The 21,243-nt window shown below is 75.0% G+C and carries 11 protein-coding genes; 9 read left to right on the plus strand and 2 right to left on the minus strand.

Features of this window, described 5'->3' with window-relative positions:
• Positions 1-179: 179 nt before the first annotated feature.
• The gene (locus JS756_RS09165; RefSeq protein ID WP_205382501.1) at positions 180-1,391 is read right to left on the minus strand and encodes a nucleotide sugar dehydrogenase; all 1,212 of its coding nucleotides are present in this window, start codon (positions 1,389-1,391) and stop codon (positions 180-182) included.
• A 284-nt stretch (positions 1,392-1,675) separates the two neighbouring features.
• Here JS756_RS09165 and JS756_RS09170 point away from each other — a divergent pair, with 284 nt between their 5' ends.
• The gene (locus tag JS756_RS09170; RefSeq protein WP_205382502.1) at positions 1,676-3,382 is read left to right on the plus strand and encodes a glycerol-3-phosphate dehydrogenase/oxidase; all 1,707 of its coding nucleotides are present in this window, start codon (positions 1,676-1,678) and stop codon (positions 3,380-3,382) included.
• Positions 3,383-3,550: 168 nt separating this feature from the next.
• On the opposite strand, the gene JS756_RS09175 is transcribed toward JS756_RS09170, so the two are convergent.
• On the minus strand, positions 3,551-4,594 hold the full coding sequence (locus JS756_RS09175; protein WP_205382503.1) for a serine hydrolase domain-containing protein: 1,044 nt from the start codon (positions 4,592-4,594) through the stop codon (positions 3,551-3,553).
• Between the two features lie 391 nt (positions 4,595-4,985).
• Between JS756_RS09175 and JS756_RS09180 the strand changes: the two genes are divergently transcribed.
• The 8 genes from JS756_RS09180 to JS756_RS09215 all read left to right on the plus strand — a co-directional run bounded on the left by JS756_RS09180 (position 4,986) and on the right by JS756_RS09215 (position 21,062).
• Entirely contained in the window at positions 4,986-7,013 is a 2,028-nt protein-coding gene (locus JS756_RS09180; RefSeq protein WP_205382504.1) for a serine/threonine-protein kinase, read from the plus strand.
• 178 nt (positions 7,014-7,191) lie between these two features.
• The gene (locus JS756_RS09185) at positions 7,192-9,840 is read left to right on the plus strand and encodes a serine/threonine kinase C-terminal domain-containing protein (RefSeq protein WP_205382505.1); all 2,649 of its coding nucleotides are present in this window, start codon (positions 7,192-7,194) and stop codon (positions 9,838-9,840) included.
• A 307-nt stretch (positions 9,841-10,147) separates the two neighbouring features.
• Complete coding sequence (locus tag JS756_RS09190) at positions 10,148-11,902, plus strand: serine/threonine-protein kinase (RefSeq protein WP_205382506.1); 1,755 nt, start codon at positions 10,148-10,150, stop codon at positions 11,900-11,902.
• A 129-nt stretch (positions 11,903-12,031) separates the two neighbouring features.
• Complete coding sequence (locus tag JS756_RS09195) at positions 12,032-13,648, plus strand: serine/threonine-protein kinase (protein ID WP_205382507.1); 1,617 nt, start codon at positions 12,032-12,034, stop codon at positions 13,646-13,648.
• A gap of 99 nt (positions 13,649-13,747) precedes the next feature.
• Positions 13,748-15,544 carry a serine/threonine-protein kinase gene (locus tag JS756_RS09200; RefSeq protein ID WP_205382508.1) on the plus strand — a complete coding sequence of 599 codons (1,797 nt, stop codon included), beginning with the start codon at positions 13,748-13,750 and terminating at the stop codon, positions 15,542-15,544.
• A gap of 577 nt (positions 15,545-16,121) precedes the next feature.
• Positions 16,122-17,345, plus strand: coding sequence for a serine/threonine-protein kinase (locus JS756_RS09205; protein ID WP_205382509.1), 1,224 nt, complete (start codon positions 16,122-16,124; stop codon positions 17,343-17,345).
• A 148-nt stretch (positions 17,346-17,493) separates the two neighbouring features.
• Positions 17,494-19,131, plus strand: coding sequence for a succinic semialdehyde dehydrogenase (locus tag JS756_RS09210; RefSeq protein ID WP_205382510.1), 1,638 nt, complete (start codon positions 17,494-17,496; stop codon positions 19,129-19,131).
• 92 nt (positions 19,132-19,223) lie between these two features.
• Positions 19,224-21,062: a GMC family oxidoreductase N-terminal domain-containing protein gene (locus JS756_RS09215; RefSeq protein WP_205382511.1), complete on the plus strand. Its 1,839-nt coding sequence runs from the start codon at positions 19,224-19,226 to the stop codon at positions 21,060-21,062.
• Positions 21,063-21,243: the final 181 nt, after the last annotated feature.

Raw genomic sequence — 21,243 nt, forward strand, 5'->3', positions numbered from 1 at the left:
GCGGGGGTGTCGGGGTGGGCCGGGCCGGCGTTCGAGGGCCCGGATGCCCGGATGCCCGGATGCCCGGATGCCCGGATGCCCGGATGCCCGGATGCCGGCGGGCGTCGGCGGGCGTCGGCGGTGGGCCCGGCCGGCGGGGGCGGACGATGGTGCCCGCCCGCTCCCCGTGCGGCGACCCGTCACACCCGGTGGGCCGCTCCCGTCGGCGTGGCGCCCCGGGTGTCCAGCAGCAGTTGCGCCTTCACGGACAGGCCCTGGAGGTCGTACGTCCGGTGCTGCTGGAGCAGGATCGTCAGGTCGGCGTCGCCCACCGCCTCGTACAGGGAGTCCGCGCGCGGCACGGGCCGGTCCAGGACGTTCCAGGACGGTACGAGGGGGTCGTGGTAGCTGACCGCGGCACCGAGCCGCATCAGCCCGGTCGCGACCTCCTCCGCCGGCGTGCCCTGCTGGTCGGCGACGTCGGCCTTGTAGGTGACCCCCAGGAGGAGGACGCGGGCGCCCCGCGCGGACTTGCCGTGTTCGTTGAGGAGGGCGGCGGCGCGCTGGACGACGTACCGGGGCATGCGGCTGTTGACCTGCTGGGCCAGTTCCACCATGCGCAGACCCCGGCCGGTGCGCCCGGTGAGGTCCTGCGGGACGGAATGGCCGCCGACACCGGGGCCGGGGCGGAAGGCCTGGAAGCCGAAGGGCTTGGTCTCCGCGCAGCGGATGACGTCCCACAGGTCGACGCCCAGCTCGTGGCACAGGACGGCCATCTCGTTGACGAGGGCGATGTTGACGTGGCGGTAGTTCGTCTCCAGCAGTTGCACGGTCTCGGCCTCGCGCAGACCACGCGCGCGTACCACCTTGTCGGTGATGCGGCTGTAGAAGGCGGCGGCCGACTCGGTGCAGGCGGGGGTGAGCCCGCCGATGACCTTCGGGGTGTTGGCGGGGGCGAAGGCGCGGTTGCCGGGGTCGGTGCGGGCGGGGGAGTGGGCGAGGTGGAAGTCGCGGCCTGCCCGCAGGCCCGATCCCTCTTCGAGCAGGGGGCGCAGGAAGTCCTCCGTGGTGCCCGGGCGGACCGGGGACTCCAGGATGACGGTGGTGTGCGGGCGCATGTGTCCGGCGAGGGTGCGGGCGGCCTTCTCGAGCTGGCCGAGGTCGTGGTCGCCGTCGGGGCCGCAGGGGGTGGGGGCGCAGAGCACGGCGGTGCGGACGCGGCCGAGCTCGGCCGGGCCGACGGCCTGCCGGAAGCCGCGCGCGAGCATCCGGCGCAGTTCGGCGGGGCTGACGGAGGCGCCGGCCTCCGGGCCCGTTCGGTAGCCGACGGTGGGGATGCCGGCGGCGACGGCGGCCTGGGCCAGCGGCAGGCCGAGCGGGCCGAGTCCGATGACGGCGAGATCTGCGGGCATGGCGTGGGCCGTCCTTCCCAATAACCGAAGCGGGACAGGCGCGCAAGCCCGGTGGACAGGATGAGCGAGCGCACTGTCAGACTAGGAGTAAATATGACCGATATGCGGTATTGATCCGCCTCGTTTCGGCGAGTGTTTCCCGGCGGGACCCCCGGGCGTCGTCCACAGGCCGGGGGCGAGTGGTGGCTGAAGTCGGGCAAGCCGGTCAGAATTCGGGCAGGGGGGAGTGGGCCGGGCTTCGCCCGCCGGGTGCGGCCGACGCGACGGACGATCGGGAGGCAGCAGTGAGGACAGCGACACTGGGGCCGGCGCAGCGTGCCGAGTCACTCGCCGCGATGGCGGAGCGGGAACTGGACGTGCTGGTCGTCGGCGGCGGTGTCGTGGGTGCCGGAACCGCCCTCGATGCCGTGACGCGGGGTCTGGCCACCGGGCTCGTGGAGGCGCGGGACTGGGCGTCGGGCACCTCCAGCCGGTCCAGCAAGCTGATCCACGGCGGCCTGCGCTACCTGGAGATGCTCGACTTCGCCCTCGTCCGCGAGGCGCTGAAGGAGCGCGGCCTGCTGCTGGAGCGGCTCGCCCCGCACCTGGTGAAACCGGTGCCGTTCCTCTACCCCCTGCAGCACCGCGGCTGGGAGCGGCTGTACGCCGGGTCGGGCGTCGCGCTCTACGACGCCATGTCGATGGCCCGCGGCCACGGCCGGGGCCTGCCGCTGCACCGGCACCTGAGCAGGCGTCACGCCCTGCGGGTGGCGCCCTGCCTGCAGAAGGACGCCCTCGTCGGCGCCCTGCAGTACTACGACGCCCAGATGGACGACGCGCGCTTCGTGGCCACCCTGGTGCGCACCGCGGCGTCGTACGGCGCGAAGGCGGCCAACCGCGCGCGGGTGACCGGCTTCCTGCGCGAGGGGGAGCGCGTGGTCGGCGCCCGGGTGCAGGACGTCGAGGGCGGCGGGGAGTACGAGGTCCGCGCCAAGCAGATCGTCAACGCCACGGGCGTCTGGACCGACGACACCCAGGCCATGGTGGGTGAACGCGGCCAGTTCCACGTCCGCGCCTCCAAGGGAATCCACCTCGTCGTGCCGCGCGACCGCATCAGTTCCTCCACCGGGCTGATCCTGCGCACCGAGAGGTCCGTGCTGTTCGTCATCCCCTGGGGCCGGCACTGGATCGTCGGGACGACGGACACCGAATGGGACCTGGACAAGGCCCACCCGGCCGCCTCCAGCGCCGACATCGACTACCTCCTGGAGACCGTGAACTCGGTGCTCGCCGTTCCGTTGACCCGCGACGACGTCGAGGGCGTGTACGCGGGGCTCCGCCCGCTGCTGGCCGGTGAGTCGGACGCCACCAGCAAGCTCTCGCGCGAGCACACCGTGGCCCATCCGGCGCCGGGCCTGGTGGTGGTCGCGGGCGGCAAGTACACGACCTACCGGGTGATGGCCGAGGACGCCGTCGACGAGGCCGTGCGCGGACTCGACCTGCGCGTCGCCGACTGCGTCACCGAGGACGTCCCGCTGCTCGGCGCGGAGGGGTACCGCGCGCTGTGGAACGCGCGGGCGCGGATCGCCGCCCGGACGGGGCTGCACCCGGTCCGTGTCGAGCACCTGCTGAATCGATACGGATCCATGGCCGAGGAGGTCCTCGAACTCGTCACCGCCGACCCCGGCCTCGGCAAACCGCTGCACGCCGCCGAGGACTACCTGCGCGCCGAAGTCGTCTACGCCGCCTCCCACGAGGGTGCGCGGCACCTGGACGACGTCCTGACCCGCCGCACCCGTATCTCCATCGAGACCTTCGACCGTGGCACCCGCAGTGCGCGGGAGGCCGCCGAGCTGATGGCGCCGGTGCTCGGCTGGGACAAGGGCCACGTCGAACGCGAGGTGGAGCACTACGAGAAGCGGGTGGAGGCGGAGCGGGAGTCGCAGCTCCAGCCGGACGACCTGACGGCGGACGCGGCCCGGCTGGGAGCACCGGACATCGTGCCGTTGTGACCGGCGGCGGACGGGGCGGGGGCTCGGCGGGCCGGCCGGCAGGGCTCGGCGCGGGCTTCGGTGGTGCGTGGGCGTGGTGGCGGGCGGCCGTTCGGCAGGGTGAGCCGGGCGGGGCACTCACTCGAAAGAGTGAGCGGATGCGGGATCTCGGCTTGCGTCCGGAACGTTCTACGGGGTGCGAGGGCAGAACTCGGCAGCGAGCAGGGCCGGTTCGAGGTCGGGGTCTGTGATCGTGGTCGTGTTCACCCGGAACGTGAGGACGCGGCGCCCGTCGACGGTGGCCGCGCTGCGCACGTAGCTGCCGGATATCCGGCCGTTGTGTCCCCACACCGTGGTGCCGCACGGCAGTTGCACCGGATAGAGGCCCATGCCGTACGCGCCGTGTGCGGTGCGGGTGTCGAGCATCTCGCGCATCTCGCGCGGGGGTAGCAGTTCGCCGCCGAGCAGGGCCGCGTAGAAGCGGTCCAGATCGGCGAGCGTGGTCACCAGTTCGCCCGCGGCTCCGGCCACCCGTGGGTCGAGATCGGTGACATCGGAACCGTCGGTGGCGAAGGAGCGCCCGTGCGGGGCGGGCAGCGTCGCACGGGAGCCGGGGAAGGAGGTGCCCGTCAGGCCCAGGGGAGCGATGATGCGCCGCTCGGCCTCCGCGGCGTACGAGCGGCCGGTCACCTGGTCGACGACCATGCCGAGCAGGACGTAGTCGGTGTTGGAGTAGGAGTAGCGGCCGCGGTCGGCCGGAGGGTGGGTGAGGGCGAGGCGGACGGCCTGCTCGGGGGTGACGGGGACGGTGCCGCCGGTGAGCCGGGTGAAGTCGTACAGGCCGCTGGTGTGCGTCAGCAGGGAACGAAGGGTCAGCGCGCGCCCGTCGTTGCCGGCTCCGCGCACCAGGCCCGGCAGGTGCTGCTCCACCGTGTCCGACAGGGACAGCCGTTGCTCGGCGGCCAGTTGGAGGACGATCGTCGCGAGGAAGGTCTTGGTGATGCTGCCGGCGCGGAAGTGGTCGGCACGGGAGACGCCCCGGCCGGCCCAGGCGTAGCGGGCCCCGGTCTCCTCCTGCGCCAGCAGTGCCGCGGCGGGCGCGCCGCCCCGGGTCACCAGCAGCGGCAGGACCGCGTCCGTGGGCGGCGTCGCCCGCGCCTGCGAGCCCGCCGGCGCGAGGAGCAGCAGCGCGAGCACGACCGGCGCGGCCCGCAGTCTTCGTGGCGGTGGCATCGTGGTCCCTCCCCTCGCTCCGATCCTCCGTGGTCGCCGGGTCGTTGCCGTGAGCCGTCCCGGTGGGCCGTCGCCTCGGTCGTCAACTGCTTCCGGTTGCCCTCGGCTCCCAGTCGTTGTCACTGGTCGTTGCATCACCCTTGATGGTGCGGGCCGTTCCGGTTGTCCCCCCGACCGGGGCGGCGCGCGGTGTCGAGGCCCCATCATCCCCGTCGGTGGACCGGCCGCTGCACCGGGGGGCGCAGGGGGTGTGAGGGGAGTGTGAGGGGGATGCGGCGTGTACGGAACGGAAGGTTCCGGGTGCGGTGCGTTGAGGGACCCTGGGTGCGTCGGGCACTTGCCGGGTGAGAGACAATGGAGGCTCTGTCAGGGCGGGTTGCAGAGGGGACGCATGTCGGAGGCGGAGCGGGCGGGGACATCCCGTCAGGACAAGAGCGCACGTCTCCTCGCGGGGCGGTACCGGTTGGGAGACGTACTCGGCCGCGGCGGCATGGGCACGGTGTGGCGCGCCGAGGACGAGACCCTCGGCCGGACGGTCGCCGTCAAGGAGCTGCGGTTCCCGTCGAACATCGACGAGGAGGAGAAGCGCCGCCTCATCACGCGCACGCTGCGTGAGGCCAAGGCGATCGCACGGATCCGCAACACCAGCGCGGTGACGGTGTTCGACGTGGTCCAGGAGGACGACCGGCCCTGGATCGTGATGGAACTCGTCGAGGGCAAGTCGCTCGCCGAGGTCATCCGCGAGGACGGGCTGCTGGAGCCCGGGCGGGCCGCGGAGGTCGGCCTCGCCGTCCTCGACGTGCTGCGGTCGGCCCACCGCGAGGGCATCCTGCACCGCGACGTGAAGCCGTCCAACGTGCTGATCGCCGACGACGGCCGGGTCGTGCTCACCGACTTCGGCATCGCGCAGGTCGAGGGCGACCCGTCCATCACCTCCACGGGCATGCTCGTCGGCGCCCCCTCGTACATCTCCCCCGAGCGGGCCCGCGGGCACAAGCCGGGGCCGGCAGCCGACCTGTGGTCGCTCGGCGGGCTGCTGTACGCGTCGGTCGAGGGCGCGCCCCCGTACGACAAGGGCTCCGCGATCGCCACGCTCACCGCGGTGATGACCGAGCCGCTGGAGGAGCCGAAGAACGCCGGCCCGCTCCGGGACGTCATCTACGGCCTGCTCGCCAAGGACCCCGCCCAGCGGCTGGACGACGCGGGCGCCCGCACGATGCTGAAGGCGGTCATCCACACGGCCGACGCCGAGGCCGCCGGGGCCGGAGCGGTGAGCGACGCGACGAAGGTCGTACCGCTTCCGGCGCAGCCGGACGCCCCCACCCGGCAGGAAGGTCCGTCGGGCACCGGTGGCAGGCGCGGCGAGGAGGCGGGGGAACGGCTGCGCGGCGCGCTGCGTTCCGTGCGCAAGGCCGCAGGCGCGGTCGGGGCCGGCGGGACGGCGGCCAGGGCCGCCACGGCCACCCCGGGACGCGGCGCCTCCGGCGCCGCCGCTGCGGCCACCGGCGGCGCGGGAGCGCCCGCCGCCCCGCCGGCGTCGTCGCCGCGGGGCGCCGGACCGGCCCCGCACGGCGACGGGACCGACGGCGACCGGCGTTCCGGCTGGGGCGTCGTGCCGCCGCCGGACCTGGACCTGCCCCCGCGGCCCGTGCCGAGGGCGCCGCTCACCGATGTCGTATCGCGGCGCACGCTGGTGATCATCGCCGTGGCGGTGGTGCTCGCCGTGCTGGGCACCGTCCTGGCCCTGACGCTCGGCGGCGGCGACGGCGCCGGCGCCGGTGCGAAGAACGGCTCCCGTGCCGGAGCGGCCGCCGGTCCCTCCACCAAGGAGGACCCCGCCGGTGCCACCGGTGCCACCGGTGCCGGCGCCGGCACCGACGGCGCCGCGTCGCCCTCCGCCCCGGCCGCCCCGGACACGGGCGCCGCGCCCGGTGCCGGCACCGCCCCGAGTGGTGCCGGCACGCCCGGCGCGGGCACCGCAGACAACGGGGTCGCCACGACGCACCGCAGCGGCCAGGGGTACACGATCGGGCTGCCCGTGGGATGGAAGTTCCAGACCTCCAGTGAGGCTGGGGACCGTTTCACCGGCCCGAACGGCCAGAAGCTGCTCGTGGGCTGGACCACCGCGCCCAAGGACGACCCCGTTGCCGACTGGCAGAACCAGGAGGGGTCCATGCGGCGGGCGCAGTACGACCGGATCCGCATCGAGAAGGTGGACTACCGCGGCTGGAACACGGCCGACTGGGAGTTCACGTACGTCTCCGGCGGGACGAAGTACCGGAGCGTCGACCGCGGCTTCGTCGTCGGCGCCCACCTGGGGTACGGCCTGATGTACACGGCCAAGGCCGACGACTGGAACGGCGACCTGCGCAAGAACACCTGGCGGACACTCACGGACACATTCAGCCCGAAGAAGTGAGGCAATGCCCTCCGCACCGCCGGCCATGCGAAGCCGGGACGGGATCTCGCATCCCCTCTCTGCCGGTCGTCTCCGGCACGTATCGTGAGTGCTTGCGGACCGTACGCATCCGGGTAGAGGTGCACAACGGGACGTGTGTCGAACGGAATTGACCGACCGGGCGGCCGGGGGAGGCAACGTGGACGACTATGCGGGACGGGTACTCGCCGATCGCTACCGCCTGCCGCTGCCGCCGTCCGACGAGTACGAGCTCACCGAGACGCGGGCCTTCGACACCTACAGCGGGCAGGAAGTCCTGATCCGGCAGGTGCCGTTGCCGGAGGTCGTGGAGGCGGAGGTACTCGACGCCGAGGGGCTGCCCGAAGGCTTCACGGCGCGTGAACGGCCGGGCGGAACCCGCGTCCCGGGCACCCGCCGGGCCGCTGCGGGCACGACCACCCGGCGGCCCGCCGATCCCGTGGTGCGGCGTGCGCTGGAGGCTGCCCAGGCCGCCGCGCGGATCCCCGACCACCCGCTGCTCGACCAGGTCTTCGACGTGTTCGCCGAGGGCGGCTCGCTGTGGGTGGTGAGCGAACGGGTGGCCGCCCGGCCGCTGGCGGCGCTGCTCGCGGAGAAGCCGCTGACGCCCTACCGGGCGGCCGAGGTCGCCTCCGACGTGCTCACGGCTCTGCGGGCGCTGCACGCGCACGGCTGGGTGCACCGCAACATCACCGCCCGCACGGTGCTCGTCTGCGACGACGGGCGCATCATGCTCACGGGGCTGGCGGCCGGCGCGGCGGAAGAGGCCCTGTGCGGCTACGACCCCGTACCGCCCCAGGGCGGTGAGAGCGAGGGCGGACCGGGCCAGGAGCCCGGTACCGGCCGCACCGAGCGGCTCCCGGACGGCACCGGTGCACACGGCACGCCCGGCAGAGCCCCGGCGGCCCCCCGCGCGCCCGGCGGAGCCCTGCCCCGCAGCGGCGGCCCCGACGCCCGGGCGGGTGCGGACGGCGGCGCGGGCCCCGGTGGCGCGGCCGGAGGCGCCGACCCCGAGTCCGCCCGGCGTGCCGCGATCCAGGCACGGGCGGCCGGCGGGCCGGCCCCCGGCGCCGAACCGGGGAACGGGGCCTCGGCCGCACTCGCCCGCACTCCGGCACCCCGGAGCGGGGACGACGTCCGGGCCGCCCGCGCCGGGGCGATCGCCGCGTACCGGGCGGGAGCGCGGGCCGCGGCCCGGGTCCAGGACGGCCGGCAGAACGGGGGGATCGCGCTGCCCGGCGCCCCCCGGCCCGCCACCGCGGGAGACACCACCGGCACCCGCGGCGACGGGGCCCCGCCCCGATCGCCGTCCTCCTCCCGCCCGCCTGCCGCACCCCTGCCGGGCACGACGGCCGACCCCTACGGCGTCGGCGCGACTCCCCGGCACGGTGCCGTGCCCCGCCCGTCCGCCCCCGCCCCGGCGCCGCCGTCCGCGGACACCGCCGCCCCGGGGCCGGCCGGCCCCGCCGCCTCCCCGGCGCCCGCCCGCTGGGACGAACCGGCGGCCGGCGTCCCGCACCACCGTGGACCCGCCACCGCGCTCGCCGCAGAGCGGGCGCGGCAGGCCCGGATGACGCTGGTCGGCGCCGTCACCGAACGGTGGGCTCCCGAACAGGCCGGCCCGGTGCACGACAACTGGCAGCTGGCCGCCCCGATCGGACCCGCCACCGACCTGTGGGCGCTCGGCGCGCTGCTCTTCCGGGCCGTGCAGGGACATGCGCCCTACCCGGAGGAGTCGACGGCGGAGCTGGTGCAGATGGTGTGCGCCGAACCGCCCGCCTTCGCGGAGGAGTGCGGGCCGCTGAGGCCGGTCGTCGAATCGCTGCTGCGCCAGGACCCCACCGACCGTCCCGACGTGGAGGAACTGCGGGGCTGGCTGCGTTCGCTGGTGCGTTCCGCCCCCGAACCGGAGGCCGGGGCGCACGTCGTCGCGGCGCCGCCCGCCGACCCCAGCCGGCTGCCGATCGTGCGCCGCCGGGGCGAACTGGTGCGCAGGCGCCGCGCCGGACTGCCCGCGAACACGCACGGGCGACACAAACGGGCCCGCCAGGAAGGACGTTCGGCCCACTCACCGCGCCGCCTGGGCCGCACGCTGCTGCTGCTGATCCTCGCTCTGCTGGCCGGGGCGGTCGCGTACGCGGTGCTCTTCATGCCGAAGGCCGACGGCCGGGCCGGGGCGGCGGTGCCCGGTGCCGGCCGGACCGGTGCCGCCGGGGAGGCCGCGCCGACCCCCGAGGAGCCCGCGGCGAGCAGCGAGCCCCGGCCCGACCAGACCTCACCCGGCGACGACGGCGCGGGCGGCACCGGATCGGCGGGCTCGGACGCGACCCAGCCGCAGACGGCGGGCCCCGGCGCCGCGGACGGATTCACCGTCCGCACCGATCCGGAGGGCTTCCGGATCGCGGTCGCCGACGGCTGGGAGCGCACGCCGAGGAACGCGCGCGGGCAAGTGGAGTACACACACGGCGGCTTCGAGCTCATCGTCGTTCCCGGCCGGGACAGCGCGACCGCCTACGGCAGCGATCCGATGGTCTACCAACGGGAGAAGGAACGTGAGATCCAGCCGTACCGCGACTCCAGCTGGGCCACCGCCAGCGGCCTGAAGACCATTCAGGTCGGCGGACGGACCATGGCAGAGGGGCAGTTCACCTGGACCGGTGCCGACGGCCGGGAGCTGTACGTGCGCAACCTCGCGATGCTGGTCGACGGCCGCTACCACATCGTGCAGGTGCGGGGCCCGGAGGCGGAGCGGGACGAGGTGACGCGGCTGTACGAGCAGGCGTCGTCGACGTACCGCCCGGCGAGTTGACCCCCGGGCCCGTCCCCTCGGGCCCCGCCCTCCCCCGGAGCCCGCTCGCCCGGGAGCCGGTCCCCGGATCGCGTCCCGCCGCCCCGCTCCGCGGATCCACGCCCCCGGCGCACCGTCCCGTGCGGCCGTCCCGGTGACGCTCCGGCACCGGCGTGTCCATGTGCGGTGATCGGCCCGACCGGCACCGTTCGCACGGTGGAGCGGCAACCGTCACAGTGCGGTCACCGTGACACCCCGCCGGTTCCCCGGGGGCGGGCCTGTCTTTAGTCTGACTTTGTCAAGAGCATTGCGGGGCAACGTGAATCAGATGCAGGGCCTGCTCCTCGCGGGCCGCTACCGGCTTGCCGACTCCATCGGCAGGGGTGGCATGGGCCGTGTGTGGCGCGCCCACGACGAGTTGCTGCACCGGGCGGTCGCGATCAAGGAGCTGACCGCAGCGCTCTACGTCTCCGAGAGCGAGCAGGCCGTCCTGCTGGCCCGCACCCGTGCCGAGGCGCGGGCCGCCGCACGCGTCAACCACTCCGCTGTCGTCACCGTGCACGACGTCCTCGAACACGACGGCCGGCCATGGATCGTGATGGAGCTGGTGGAGGGTCACTCCCTCGCCGACGCGGTCAAGGAACAGGGCCGCGTCGAGCCCGGGGAGGCCGCCCGGATCGGCCTGTGGGTGCTGCGCGCCCTGCGCGCCGCGCACACCGCCGGCGTCCTGCACCGCGACGTGAAGCCCGGCAACGTCCTGCTCGCCCACGACCGCCGCGTCCTGCTCACCGACTTCGGCATCGCCCAGATCGAGGGCGACACCACGATCACCCGCACCGGCGAGGTCGTCGGCTCCGTCGACTACCTCGCCCCCGAGCGCATCCGCGGCCAGGACCCCGGCCCGGCGTCCGACCTGTGGGCGCTCGGCGCCACGCTGTACACGGCGGTGGAGGGCAGGTCGCCGTTCCGCCGCACCTCGCCGCTGTCGACCATGCAGGCGGTCGTCGAGGAGGAGGTCGACCCACCCCTCAACGCGGGACCGCTGACGCCCGTCATCAACGCCCTGCTCAGCAAGGACCCCGCGGCCCGGCCCGACGCGGGCGAGACCGGGCAGATGCTCGCCGAGGCGGCGGAGGGACGTACGCCCGGCGCGGCCCAGGCGTATGTGCCGACCCAGTACGGCCGTCCCGGGCACGACCTCGGATACGACACCGGATACGACACCGGATACGACACCGGGTACGACGCCCGGTCCGGGTACGGGCAGGACACGGCCGCACCGGTGAACCCGCCGACGGGCCACACCCCCGTCGGCCCCGTCCCCGTCGGCCCCACGCCCGTCGGCCCCACGCCCGTCGGCCCCACGCCCGGCGGCCTCACCCCCGCGGGCCACTCGCCCGTCACCGGCCCCACCGCGTTCGGGCCCGCGGCGCCCCCGCCGCGCCGCCGCCGGCTGCGCACGGTCGCCGTCGTCGCCGCATTCGCCGCCGTCATCGGTGCGGGCACCGCGGTGGTCCTGCAGCAGTGGGACGTGGGCCGGCGCACCGCCGGCGGGTCCGGCGCCACGGCACCCCCCTCCGGAACACCGAGCCCGCCCGCCGGAGGCGCGGTCCCGGACGGCTGGGAGACGGTGAACGACCCCGTGGGCTTCAGCCTGTCCCTGCCCAAGGGGTGGCAGCGGCAGGTTTTCAGCCAGAAGGGCAACCTCACGCAGATCGACTACTCGCCCGACGGCGGCGAGCACTTCGTCCGTATCGCCGTCGACACCGACCCGGACTACGACGACCCGTACCGGCACCAGCTCTCCCTCGACCGGCAGTTGCACCGGCTCGTCGACTACAAGCAGCGGGAGCTGAGGGTCGTCACCTACCGCGACCGCCGGGCCTCCCTGTGGGAGTACACCTGGACCGCGCAGCCCAAGGACACCGACTTCCCCGGCCCGCGGCACGCCGTCGACGAGGTGTACCTCACCGACGACGGCACCGAGTACGCGCTCTACATGTCCTCGCCCGCCGAGGACTGGGACACCACCCAGGCGCAGTTCAAGGCGGTCCTGCGCAGCTGGCAGCCCAAGCCGTCCTAGCGCGGCCGAAGCCCTCCCGGCGCCGCCCGCGGCACCGGGCTCCGCAGGCGCCACAACCGGCCACGGACCCTGCGTCGTGGCCGGTCACCGCCCCGGAGGGCAGCCGTCCGGTGGTGCATGATGGGGCGTATGGGGACCGAGGGGGAAGACGGCCGCGTGATCGCGGACCGCTACCGTCTGCGGGCACGGCTGGGCCGCGGTGGCATGGGTGTCGTATGGCGTGCCACCGACGAACTCCTGGGCCGGCAGGTGGCGGTCAAGGAGATCGCCCTCGACGAGGGGCTCGACGAGGCCCATGCGCGCCGGCAGCGCGACCGCACCCTGCGGGAGGCACGCGCGGTCGCGCAGCTGCGCCACCCGCACATCGTCGTCGTGCACGACGTCGTCGAGCAGGACCGACGCCCCTACATGGTCATGGAGTTGATCGACGGAGGCTCACTCGCCGACCGGGTCGCCCGGTGGGGGCCCGTCGACGCGGCCGAGGCCGCGCGGATCGGCGTCGCCCTGCTCGGCGCGCTGCGCGCGGCGCACACGGCAGGCGTGCTGCACCGGGACATCAAGCCCGCCAACGTGCTCGTCGAGGCCGGCACCGACCGCGTCGTCCTCACCGACTTCGGCATCGCCCAGGTCGCGGGGGCCACCACACTCACCGAGACGGGCTCCTTCGTCGGCTCGCCCGAGTACACCGCCCCGGAGCGGATGGCGGGTGCCCGCACCGGGCCGGCCTCCGACCTGTGGTCCCTCGGCGCGCTGCTGTGCACGATCCTGAGCGGCGAGTCGCCGTTCCGGCGCGACTCGCTCGGCGGCATCCTGCACGCCGTCGTCTCCGACCAGATCCGTATTCCCGCGCAGGCCGAACCGATCCTGCCGGTCGTCCGCGGCCTGCTGGAACGCGACCCGGACCGGCGGATGGACGCCACCGAGGCCGAACGCCTGCTGCGCGCCTACCTCGACACGGGCCGCACACCCGCGCCGACCCCCACGCCCCGCCCGCCGACACCGGCCGACACGGAGCGACCCCCGGAGCGCAGTGCACCCACCACACGGGGCGTACTGATGGCTGCGCTGCTGGTCGCCGCGATGGCAGGCGCGGGTGTGTCGGCTGCGGCGCTGCTCATGCACGAGCGGGGCGGCGGGGACGGCACACCCGCCAGCTCGGCACCGGTCAGTCCCGCGCCGGCGGGCAGCGGCACCTCCGGTCCGTCCTCCACCGGCCCCGCGTCCACCGGCACGCCCTCCGGCACGCCCACCGCGTCCACCCCAGCGCCCCGCGGCGCGTCCGGTGTCTCCGGGAGCCGCGCCACCGCGCCCTCCGGCTACCGCCTGGCCGAGGACCCGGCCGGGTTCCGCCTGGCCGTACCGGACGGCTTCCTCCGGCGGCCCGAGGGCGAGCGCGTGTTCTACCTGTCGCCGGGCGGGACGTTCCGCCTCGGCATCAAACCCGGTGCCCCGGCACCGGGCGGCCCGTCGGCGGTGCTGCGCCGCGCGGACGCCGCCGGGCCGGACACCAACCCCGGCTACCGCGACGCGCGGGTCGTCGAGACCACCCACCGCGGACGGCCCGCCGCCCTCTGGGAGTTCACCTGGAACGGCTTCAGCACGGCGGAGGGCCCCCGGCACACCTTCGACCTGTGCTGGGAGGAGAACGGCCGGATGTACGACGTGTGGGTGTCGGCACCGGTCGGGAACGCGCACCAGGCGCGGGAGTACTTCGACGTGGCGGTCGACACCTTCGCCGCCCCCTGAACCGGCGGTGCGGCACCCCCGGGCCTGCGCGTCACGGGTGTGTGACCGGTTCGCCCACCGGCTGGATCCGCGTGCTGTACGCGCGATATGCATGGACACATGAGTAACCACGGGGGCGACGGTGGCCAGGGGGCCGACGAGACGACCAGCTTCATGCTCCAGCCACCGAGACCGCCCGCCGCGGTGCCCGCACAGAACGCACCCCGGCACCCCGGCGAGCCCGCCTCCCACGCCGACACCGCTCCCGCGCACCGACGCGGCGAGCCCGCCGCGCACCCCGGCGGCGTTCCCGCGCACCCTCCCGTGGACGTTCCCGCCCACCCGGCTCCCGGCGACGCCACCCCGGCTGCCGGATCCGCCCACCCCGCGCCCCGCGCGGCGCACCGGCCCGGCGAGGCGCCCGGCGCGGAGCGGTCGGTCGCCGGCCGCTACCGACTGCTCGGCCGACTCGGGCACGGCGGGATGGGCACCGTCTGGCGGGCTCTGGACGAGACGGTGGACCGCGAGGTCGCCGTCAAGGAGCCCCGCGTCCCGGACCACCTCTCCGAGCAGGAACGCGCCACGGCCTTCGAGCGCATGCGGCGCGAGGCGCGCGCGGCGGCCCGGCTCGACCATCCCGCGGTGGTGAACGTGCACGACGTGGCGGTGGTCGACGGCCGGCCGTGGATCGTGATGGAGCTGGTCCGGGGGCGTTCCCTCGGCGACGCCCTCCAGGAGGGCACCCTGGGCGCTCGCGAGGCCGCCCGGATCGGTCTGGAGGTCCTCGGCGCGCTGGAGGCCGCGCACGCGGCCGGCATCCTGCACCGGGACGTGAAACCGGACAACGTGCTGCTCGGCCGGTACGACCGCGTCGTCCTCACCGACTTCGGCATCGCCCACATCGAGGGCGAGACCAGCCTGACGGACACGGGAGGCTTCGTCGGGTCACCCGAGTACATCGCCCCGGAACGGGTGCTGGGCCAGCGCCCGGGGCCGGCCTGCGACCTGTGGTCACTGGGCGTGGTGCTGTACGCGGCGACGGAGGGCGTCTCCCCGTTCCGCCGCAGCAACACCCCGGCCACCCTCCAGTCCGTCCTCAACGCCGCGCCCGCCCCGCCCGCCTCCGCGCAGGGGCCGCTCGCCGACGCCATCAACGGCCTCCTCCAGAAGGATCCCGCCCGCCGCCCCACCGCCGCCCAGGTCCGCGCCCTGCTGGAGGCCGCTGCCGACCCGCCGGCGCCCGCTCCGCCGGAACCGCCCGTGCGGACTGCGCCGGACGTCCCGCCGCGGCGCACGGCCCGGCCGGGCCGCAGGACGTGGATCGGGCTGGCCGCGGCCGTGGTGGCCGCGGCCGTCGCCGCGTACCTGGTGCTCGCCGACCCGTTCGCCGGTCCGCTGCCCGACGGCTGGAGCACGCGTCACGAGAAGACCCTCGCCGCGACCCTCGCGGTCCCCGGCGGCTACGAGCGTTCCGTCCCCGACCCGAAGCGGGACGAGCGGCACTGGGTCGGGTACGCCGACGTGAGCGGCGCCGTCTGGTTGGACCTCGCCCTGGAGAAGAGGTCCGAGGACACCTCCGGTGACATCGCCGCGTCCGCGACGGCCGAGATGTACGAGGACCAGGCCGAGTTCGAGGAGCGCGGCGCCTACGACTACGACATGCCGAAGGCCCCGAGGACGATCGTCGACAAGGACAGGACCTTCCACGGCGAGGAGGCCGCCGCGATGACGGTCTCCTTCACCACCGACGACAGGGAGCACCCGCGCCCCCGGGAGATGCAGATCCTCTACTACCGGACGGGCCGGGGGGACCTGTACAAGCTCACCGTCAGCTATCCGGGCAAGGGCGACTTCGCACAGCGGGGCCGCGAGGTGGCGCGGACGGCGTTCGCGAACCTGGACGTGGACCGGCTCTGAGACCGCCCGGCGGCAGGGACCCCCGCGCCCGGCGCACGTGCTCCTGACACGCCTGCTCCCGGCGGGCACCCGCACCGACGGGCATTGCACCGGGCGGGAACCCGTGCCGGGGCGCGGCTCGCGCCCGGGCGGCACCCGTGCCCGCGGGCGCCCGGCCGCGGACCGGACGTCGGCGCGACGGCTCCGTCCGACTCCAGGCCGAGGGCGGGCGCCGCCGTCCCGCGAACCGCCGTCCCGGCCGCCCGCACCCCGCCGCCCGCGGACGCCCGTCCCGGTGGGCGCCGGTGCCGGTGGGCCGCGCGGCGCCCAGGCCCGGAGCCCGCTACCGGGGCGCAACACGCCGCCGGCGGCGGGCCGCCACGTCGGACACGCCACCCCCCGGACGGCCGGTCGGTGACTGCTTCTCGGCGCAGTGCCGGAACGGGCCGCGGCACAGGGGCAGTCGGCTGTTCCGTCCCCCTCCGAAAGTCGGGCGCGGGCGGAGCCGCGGTGTACCGGGTGCGGCCTGTCGGCCGTCCCGGAACGGGCGTTGCGGCACGCGTCGACAAGGGCCCGTCCGGCGCGATAGGCATGGTGCATGAGCGACGGCGGCGGCGTGAGCGACGGCGGCGGAAGCGGCGCCTCCGGTCGACTGGTGGGCGGACGCTACCGGCTGCTGGAACGGATCGGCGGCAGCCCGGACGGCTCCGGCTCCGTGTGGCGGGCGCTGGACGAGCACACGGAACGCGAAGTCGCCGTGCGGCAGCCGTGGCCGGCCGTCCGTCCGGGGGACGACGGCTACCGGCGCGCCGCCCACCGCCTGCTGCACGAGGCGCGCGCGGCGGCCCGAGTCGACCATCCCTCGGCGGTCTTCGTGCACGACGTCGTCGCCGGCGAGGACGGCGGGCCGCCGTGGCAGGTCATGGAACTGGTGCCGGGCGAGTCCCTGCGCCGCCGGATCGCCCGCGCACCCCTCGACCCCGTCGAGGCCGCCCGTCTCGGTCTGGCCGTCCTGGGCGCCCTGCGCGCCGCGCACGCGGTCGGCATCGTGCACCGCGACGTGCGCCCCGCCAACGTGCTGCTCGACCCGGCCGGCCGGGTGGTCCTGGCCGGTTTCGGCATCGAGGCACCGGTGGGCGGCGGCGCGTTCCAGGCACCGGAGCGCCGCGCGGGCCGGCGCGGCGGCCCGGCGTCCGACCTGTGGTCGCTGGGGGCGCTGCTCCGGGAGGCCGTGGGGGAGGAGACAGGCGCGCTCGGCGTGCTCGTGGGACGACTGCTGGCACCGGAGCCGGAGACGCGGCCCGGCGCGGCGGAGACGGCCGCGGCGCTGGAGGCGGTGGCAGCGGGACGGCCGGCGGCCGTCGCGGACCTCGGCGCCGGGGAACCGGCGGCCGTCGACCCGGTCCCGGCGGGTGAGCCCGCACCGGCGGCCGCCGCGCGGGAGACGGCCCGGTCGACCACCGTGTTCGCGGCGCCGCGGACGGGCCGGTCGGCGTTTTCGCGCGGGACGCCGGAGCCGGACGGGTCGATCACGGCGAGTGCACCGGCCGAGGCGGCCCGGTCGGCCGCCGCCCCGGCAGCGCCGGACGGTGCCGGGGCGGCCCGCGCGCCCGCGGCGCCGCACGCGGCCCGGCCGGTCGAGGTGGCCGAATCGGCCGCGGAGGGCGGGCCGGTCAGCCCGGGCGAGCCGTCGGAGACGGTCCGGCCGGCCGCGAGCGCGAGCCACCCGTCCTCGGGGCCGACGGGCCCGGAATCCGGTGAGAAGCGCCGACTCGCCCCGATGACGGCCCTTCGGGCCGCCCTGGGGTGGGCGAAAGGATAGGTGAGGATCGAACCATGCGTGATCGCGGTCGAACAACGGCCTGATCAGCGTATTTGCTGCCAGTGCCTGCTGGCGCGATGTGAGTACTCGGTGAATCCCCGTTACCGGCGGGTACACAAAGCTCTCGGTCGGGCATACCCTGCCGCTCATGACGGACTCGCAGGCCCCGGAGAAGACCGGCCTCGGTGTTGCCGAGACGACCGGCACCAACCCTCTCGCCCCCTCCCCGGCGGGCGCCCGCACCGCTGCCGGCGTGGTGACCCCCGAGCTGGTCGCCCAGCTCACCAAGGGCGTCGCCGGCTCCGGCCGGACCGCCAACCACACCCCGTTCACCGGCGAGAAGCTCGCCGACCTGCCCGAGTCCACCCCTGAGGACGTGGCCCGGGCCTTCGAGGCCGCACGCGCCGCGCAGGCCCTGTGGGCGCGGACACCGGTGCGGCAGCGCGCCGCCGTGCTCCTGCGCTTCCACGACCTGGTGCTCGAACGGCAGGCCGAGATCCTGGACCTGATCCAGCTGGAGACCGGCAAGGCACGCCTGCACGCGCACGAGGAGGTCCAGGCCGTCGCCGTCGCGGCCCGCCACTACGGCCGCCGGACCCCCGCCTACCTGAGGCCGAAGCGGCACACCGGTGCCGTACCGGCGCTGACGAAGGTCACCGAGCTGCGCCATCCGCGCGGCGTCGTCGGCCAGATCGCTCCGTGGAACTACCCACTGGAGCTGTCGGTGGGCGACGCGCTCCCCGCGTTCGCCGCGGGCAACGCGGTCGTGATGAAGCCCGACACCGAGACCTGCCTGACCGCGCTGTGGGCACGCGACCTGCTGATCGAGGCGGGGCTGCCGGCCGCGGTCTTCCAGGTCGTCATCGGCGACGGACCCGTCGTCGGCCCCGAGGTCGTCCGGCACGCCGACTATGTCTCCTTCACCGGTTCCACCCGCACCGGCCGCGAGGTCGCCGAGCGCGCCGCCGCCCGCCTGGTCGGCGTCTCCCTCGAACTCGGCGGCAAGAACGCCATGCTGGTGCTGGAGGACGCGGACGCCGACAAGGCCGCCGCGGGCGCGGTGCGCGCCTGCTTCTCCTCCGCCGGGCAGCTGTGCATCTCCATCGAGCGGCTGTACGTCCACGAGTCCGTCGCGGACGCCTTCCTCGACCGCTTCGCCGCCCGCACGCGGGCCATGCGGCTCGGCACCTCCCTCGCCTACGGCGCCGACATGGGGTCGCTGGTGGGCGAGCGCCAGCTGGAGACGGTGAAGCGGCATGTGGAGGAGGCCGTGGCCAAGGGTGCCACGGTCGTCGCCGGCGGGGTGGCCCGTCCGGACATCGGTCCGTACTTCTTCGAGCCGACGATCCTCGACGGCGTCACCGAGCCGATGTCGGTGTGCACCGAGGAGACCTTCGGACCGGTCGTGTCGGTCTACCGCTTCACGACGGAGGAGGAGGCGATCACCCGGGCCAACGCGACGCCGTACGGCCTGAACGCCTCGGTCTGGACGAAGGACGCCCGGCGCGGCCGGGAGGTCGCGGCCCGTCTGCGCACCGGAACGGTCAACATCAACGAGGGCTACGCCTCCGCCTACGGCAGCGCCCAGTCCCCCATGGGCGGCATGAAGGACTCCGGCCTCGGCCGCCGGCACGGCTCCGAGGGCATCCTCAAGTACACGGAGGCCCAGACGGTGGCGCACCAGCGGCTGCTGCCGATGGCGCCGTCCCTCGGGATGGACGACGAGAGGTACGCGGCGTTCATGAGCCGGAGCCTGCGTCTGATGAAGGCGTTCCGGTTCCGCTAGTGCTGCGACCGGCGCGGTTCGCCGGCGCCGCGAGCCGGTGAACCTTCCCGTTCCCGGCACCGACCCCCACCCGTTCCCGACGAGGAGAGCACGTGTCGCAGGAGAAGTCCGTACCCGCCGAGCACGAGCAGGCGCAGGACCATCGGTACGAGGACGGGTACGACTACGACGTCCTCGTCGTCGGTTCGGGGTTCGGCGGTTCGGTGTCGGCCCTCCGCCTGACGGAGAAGGGCTACCAGGTGGGCGTCCTGGAGGCGGGCCGCCGCTTCACCCGCGAGTCGCTCCCGCGCAACTCCTGGGACCTGAAGAACTACCTCTGGGCGCCCCGGCTGGGCCTGTACGGCATCCAGCGCATCCATCTGCTGGGCAACGTCATGGTGCTGGCCGGTGCGGGAGTCGGCGGAGGCTCGCTGAACTACGCGAACACCCTCTACGTGCCGCCGAAGGCCTTCTTCGACGACCCCCAGTGGCGGGAGATCACCGACTGGCAGGAGGAGCTCCGGCCGTACTACGACCAGGCCCGCCGCATGCTCGGCGTACGTCTGAACCCCACCATGACCCCCTCCGACGTCCACCTGAAGGCGGCGGCGCAGAGGATGGGCGTCGGCGACACCTTCCACATGGCGCCGGTCGGCGTCTTCTTCGGCGACGGCCGGGACGCGGACGGTGCCGCGAAGGCCGGGCCGGGCGAGCAGGTGCCGGACCCGTACTTCGGTGGTGCCGGCCCCGCCCGCCGGGCGTGCACGGAGTGCGGCGAGTGCATGACGGGCTGCCGCCACGGTGCCAAGAACACCCTGAACGAGAACTACCTCTACCTCGCCGAGAAGGCGGGCGCGGTCGTGCACCCGATGACGACGGTCGTGTCCGTGACGACCGACTCGCGGGGCGGCTACGCGGTGGCGACCCTCCCGACGGACAACCGCCGCACGGCGCGGGGCCGGACGTTCACGGCCCGCCGGGTCGTCCTGGCGGCGGGCACGTACGGCACCCAGACCCTGCTGCACCGCATGAAGGCAGGCGGCCAGCTGCCGTACCTGTCGGCCCGGCTGGGCGAGCTGACCCGCACCAACTCGGAGGCCCTGGTCGGCGCGCAGACGGACGACCGCCGCTACCGCAGGGCGACGGGCGAGCCGAGGGCGGACTTCACCCGGGGCGTGGCCATCACGTCGTCCGTCCACCCCGACGAGAACACCCACATCGAGCCGGTCCGCTACGGCAAGGGATCCAACTCGATGGGCGGCCTGTCCATCCTCCAGGTCCCCTACACGCCGGGCGGCTCACGCGTCCGGGCCTGGCTGGGCAACGCGGCGAGGCACCCCCTGCTGGTCCTGCGCTCGCTCTCCAACCGGCGCTGGTCGGAGCGGACGATCATCGGTCTGGTGATGCAGTCCCTGGACAACTCCCTGACCACCTGTCTGAAGCCCGACGGGGTGGGCAAGGGCCTGCTGACCGCACGTCAGGGGCACGGCACCCCCAACCCCAAGCAGATCAAGGCCGCGTCCGACGGTGCCGCCGCCCTCGCGGCCGAGATCAACGGCTTCGCCGGTTCGAACGTGGGTGAGCTGATGGGCACCCCCCTCACGGCCCACTTCCTGGGCGGCTGCCCGATCGGTGCCTCCCCGGAGACCGGCGTGATCGACCCGTACCACCGCCTGTACGGCCACCCCGGCATCTCGGTGGTGGACGGCGCGGCGGTGTCGGCGAACCTGGGCGTGAACCCGTCCCTGACGATCACGGCGCAGGCGGAGCGGGCGATGTCGTACTGGCCCAACAAGGGCGAGGAGGACCCGCGTCCGTCGCAGACCGCGGCCTACGCCCGCCTGAATCCGGTGGAGCCCAAGCACCCGGCGGTGCCCCAGGAGGCCTTCGGCGCGCTCCGGCTGCCCTTCCTGGGCATCCCGGCCGTACCGCCGAAGCAGCAGCAGGACTAGGGAGTCGACGCGGCGCTCCTGCCCGAGAGGCGAGGGCGACCCGCTTCGGTGACGGTGGCCGGTCCCGGGGCGGATCCCGGTCCGCGGGCCGCGGCCCGACCTGGGCCGGCGACCGGTCCGGGCGGCGGTCCCGGGAGCCCCGGTGCGTCCCGAACGGCAAAGGGACCTGCGCCCCCCTCCG

Origin of the sequence: Streptomyces actuosus, from assembly GCF_016921115.1 — a bacterium.
GTDB lineage: Bacteria > Actinomycetota > Actinomycetes > Streptomycetales > Streptomycetaceae > Streptomyces > Streptomyces actuosus_A.

Bases quoted from the DNA above. Each gene is read 5' to 3' on its own strand.
- JS756_RS09165 (WP_205382501.1), bottom strand. From the start codon at position 1,391: ATGCCCGCAGATCTCGCCGTCATCGGACTCGGCCCGCTCGGCCTGCCG.
- JS756_RS09175 (WP_205382503.1), bottom strand. From the start codon at position 4,594: ATGCCACCGCCACGAAGACTGCGGGCCGCGCCGGTCGTGCTCGCGCTG.
- JS756_RS09180 (WP_205382504.1), top strand. From the start codon at position 4,986: ATGTCGGAGGCGGAGCGGGCGGGGACATCCCGTCAGGACAAGAGCGCA.
- JS756_RS09190 (WP_205382506.1), top strand. From the start codon at position 10,148: ATGCAGGGCCTGCTCCTCGCGGGCCGCTACCGGCTTGCCGACTCCATC.
- JS756_RS09195 (WP_205382507.1), top strand. From the start codon at position 12,032: ATGGGGACCGAGGGGGAAGACGGCCGCGTGATCGCGGACCGCTACCGT.
- JS756_RS09200 (WP_205382508.1), top strand. From the start codon at position 13,748: ATGAGTAACCACGGGGGCGACGGTGGCCAGGGGGCCGACGAGACGACC.
- JS756_RS09205 (WP_205382509.1), top strand. From the start codon at position 16,122: ATGAGCGACGGCGGCGGCGTGAGCGACGGCGGCGGAAGCGGCGCCTCC.
- JS756_RS09210 (WP_205382510.1), top strand. From the start codon at position 17,494: ATGACGGACTCGCAGGCCCCGGAGAAGACCGGCCTCGGTGTTGCCGAG.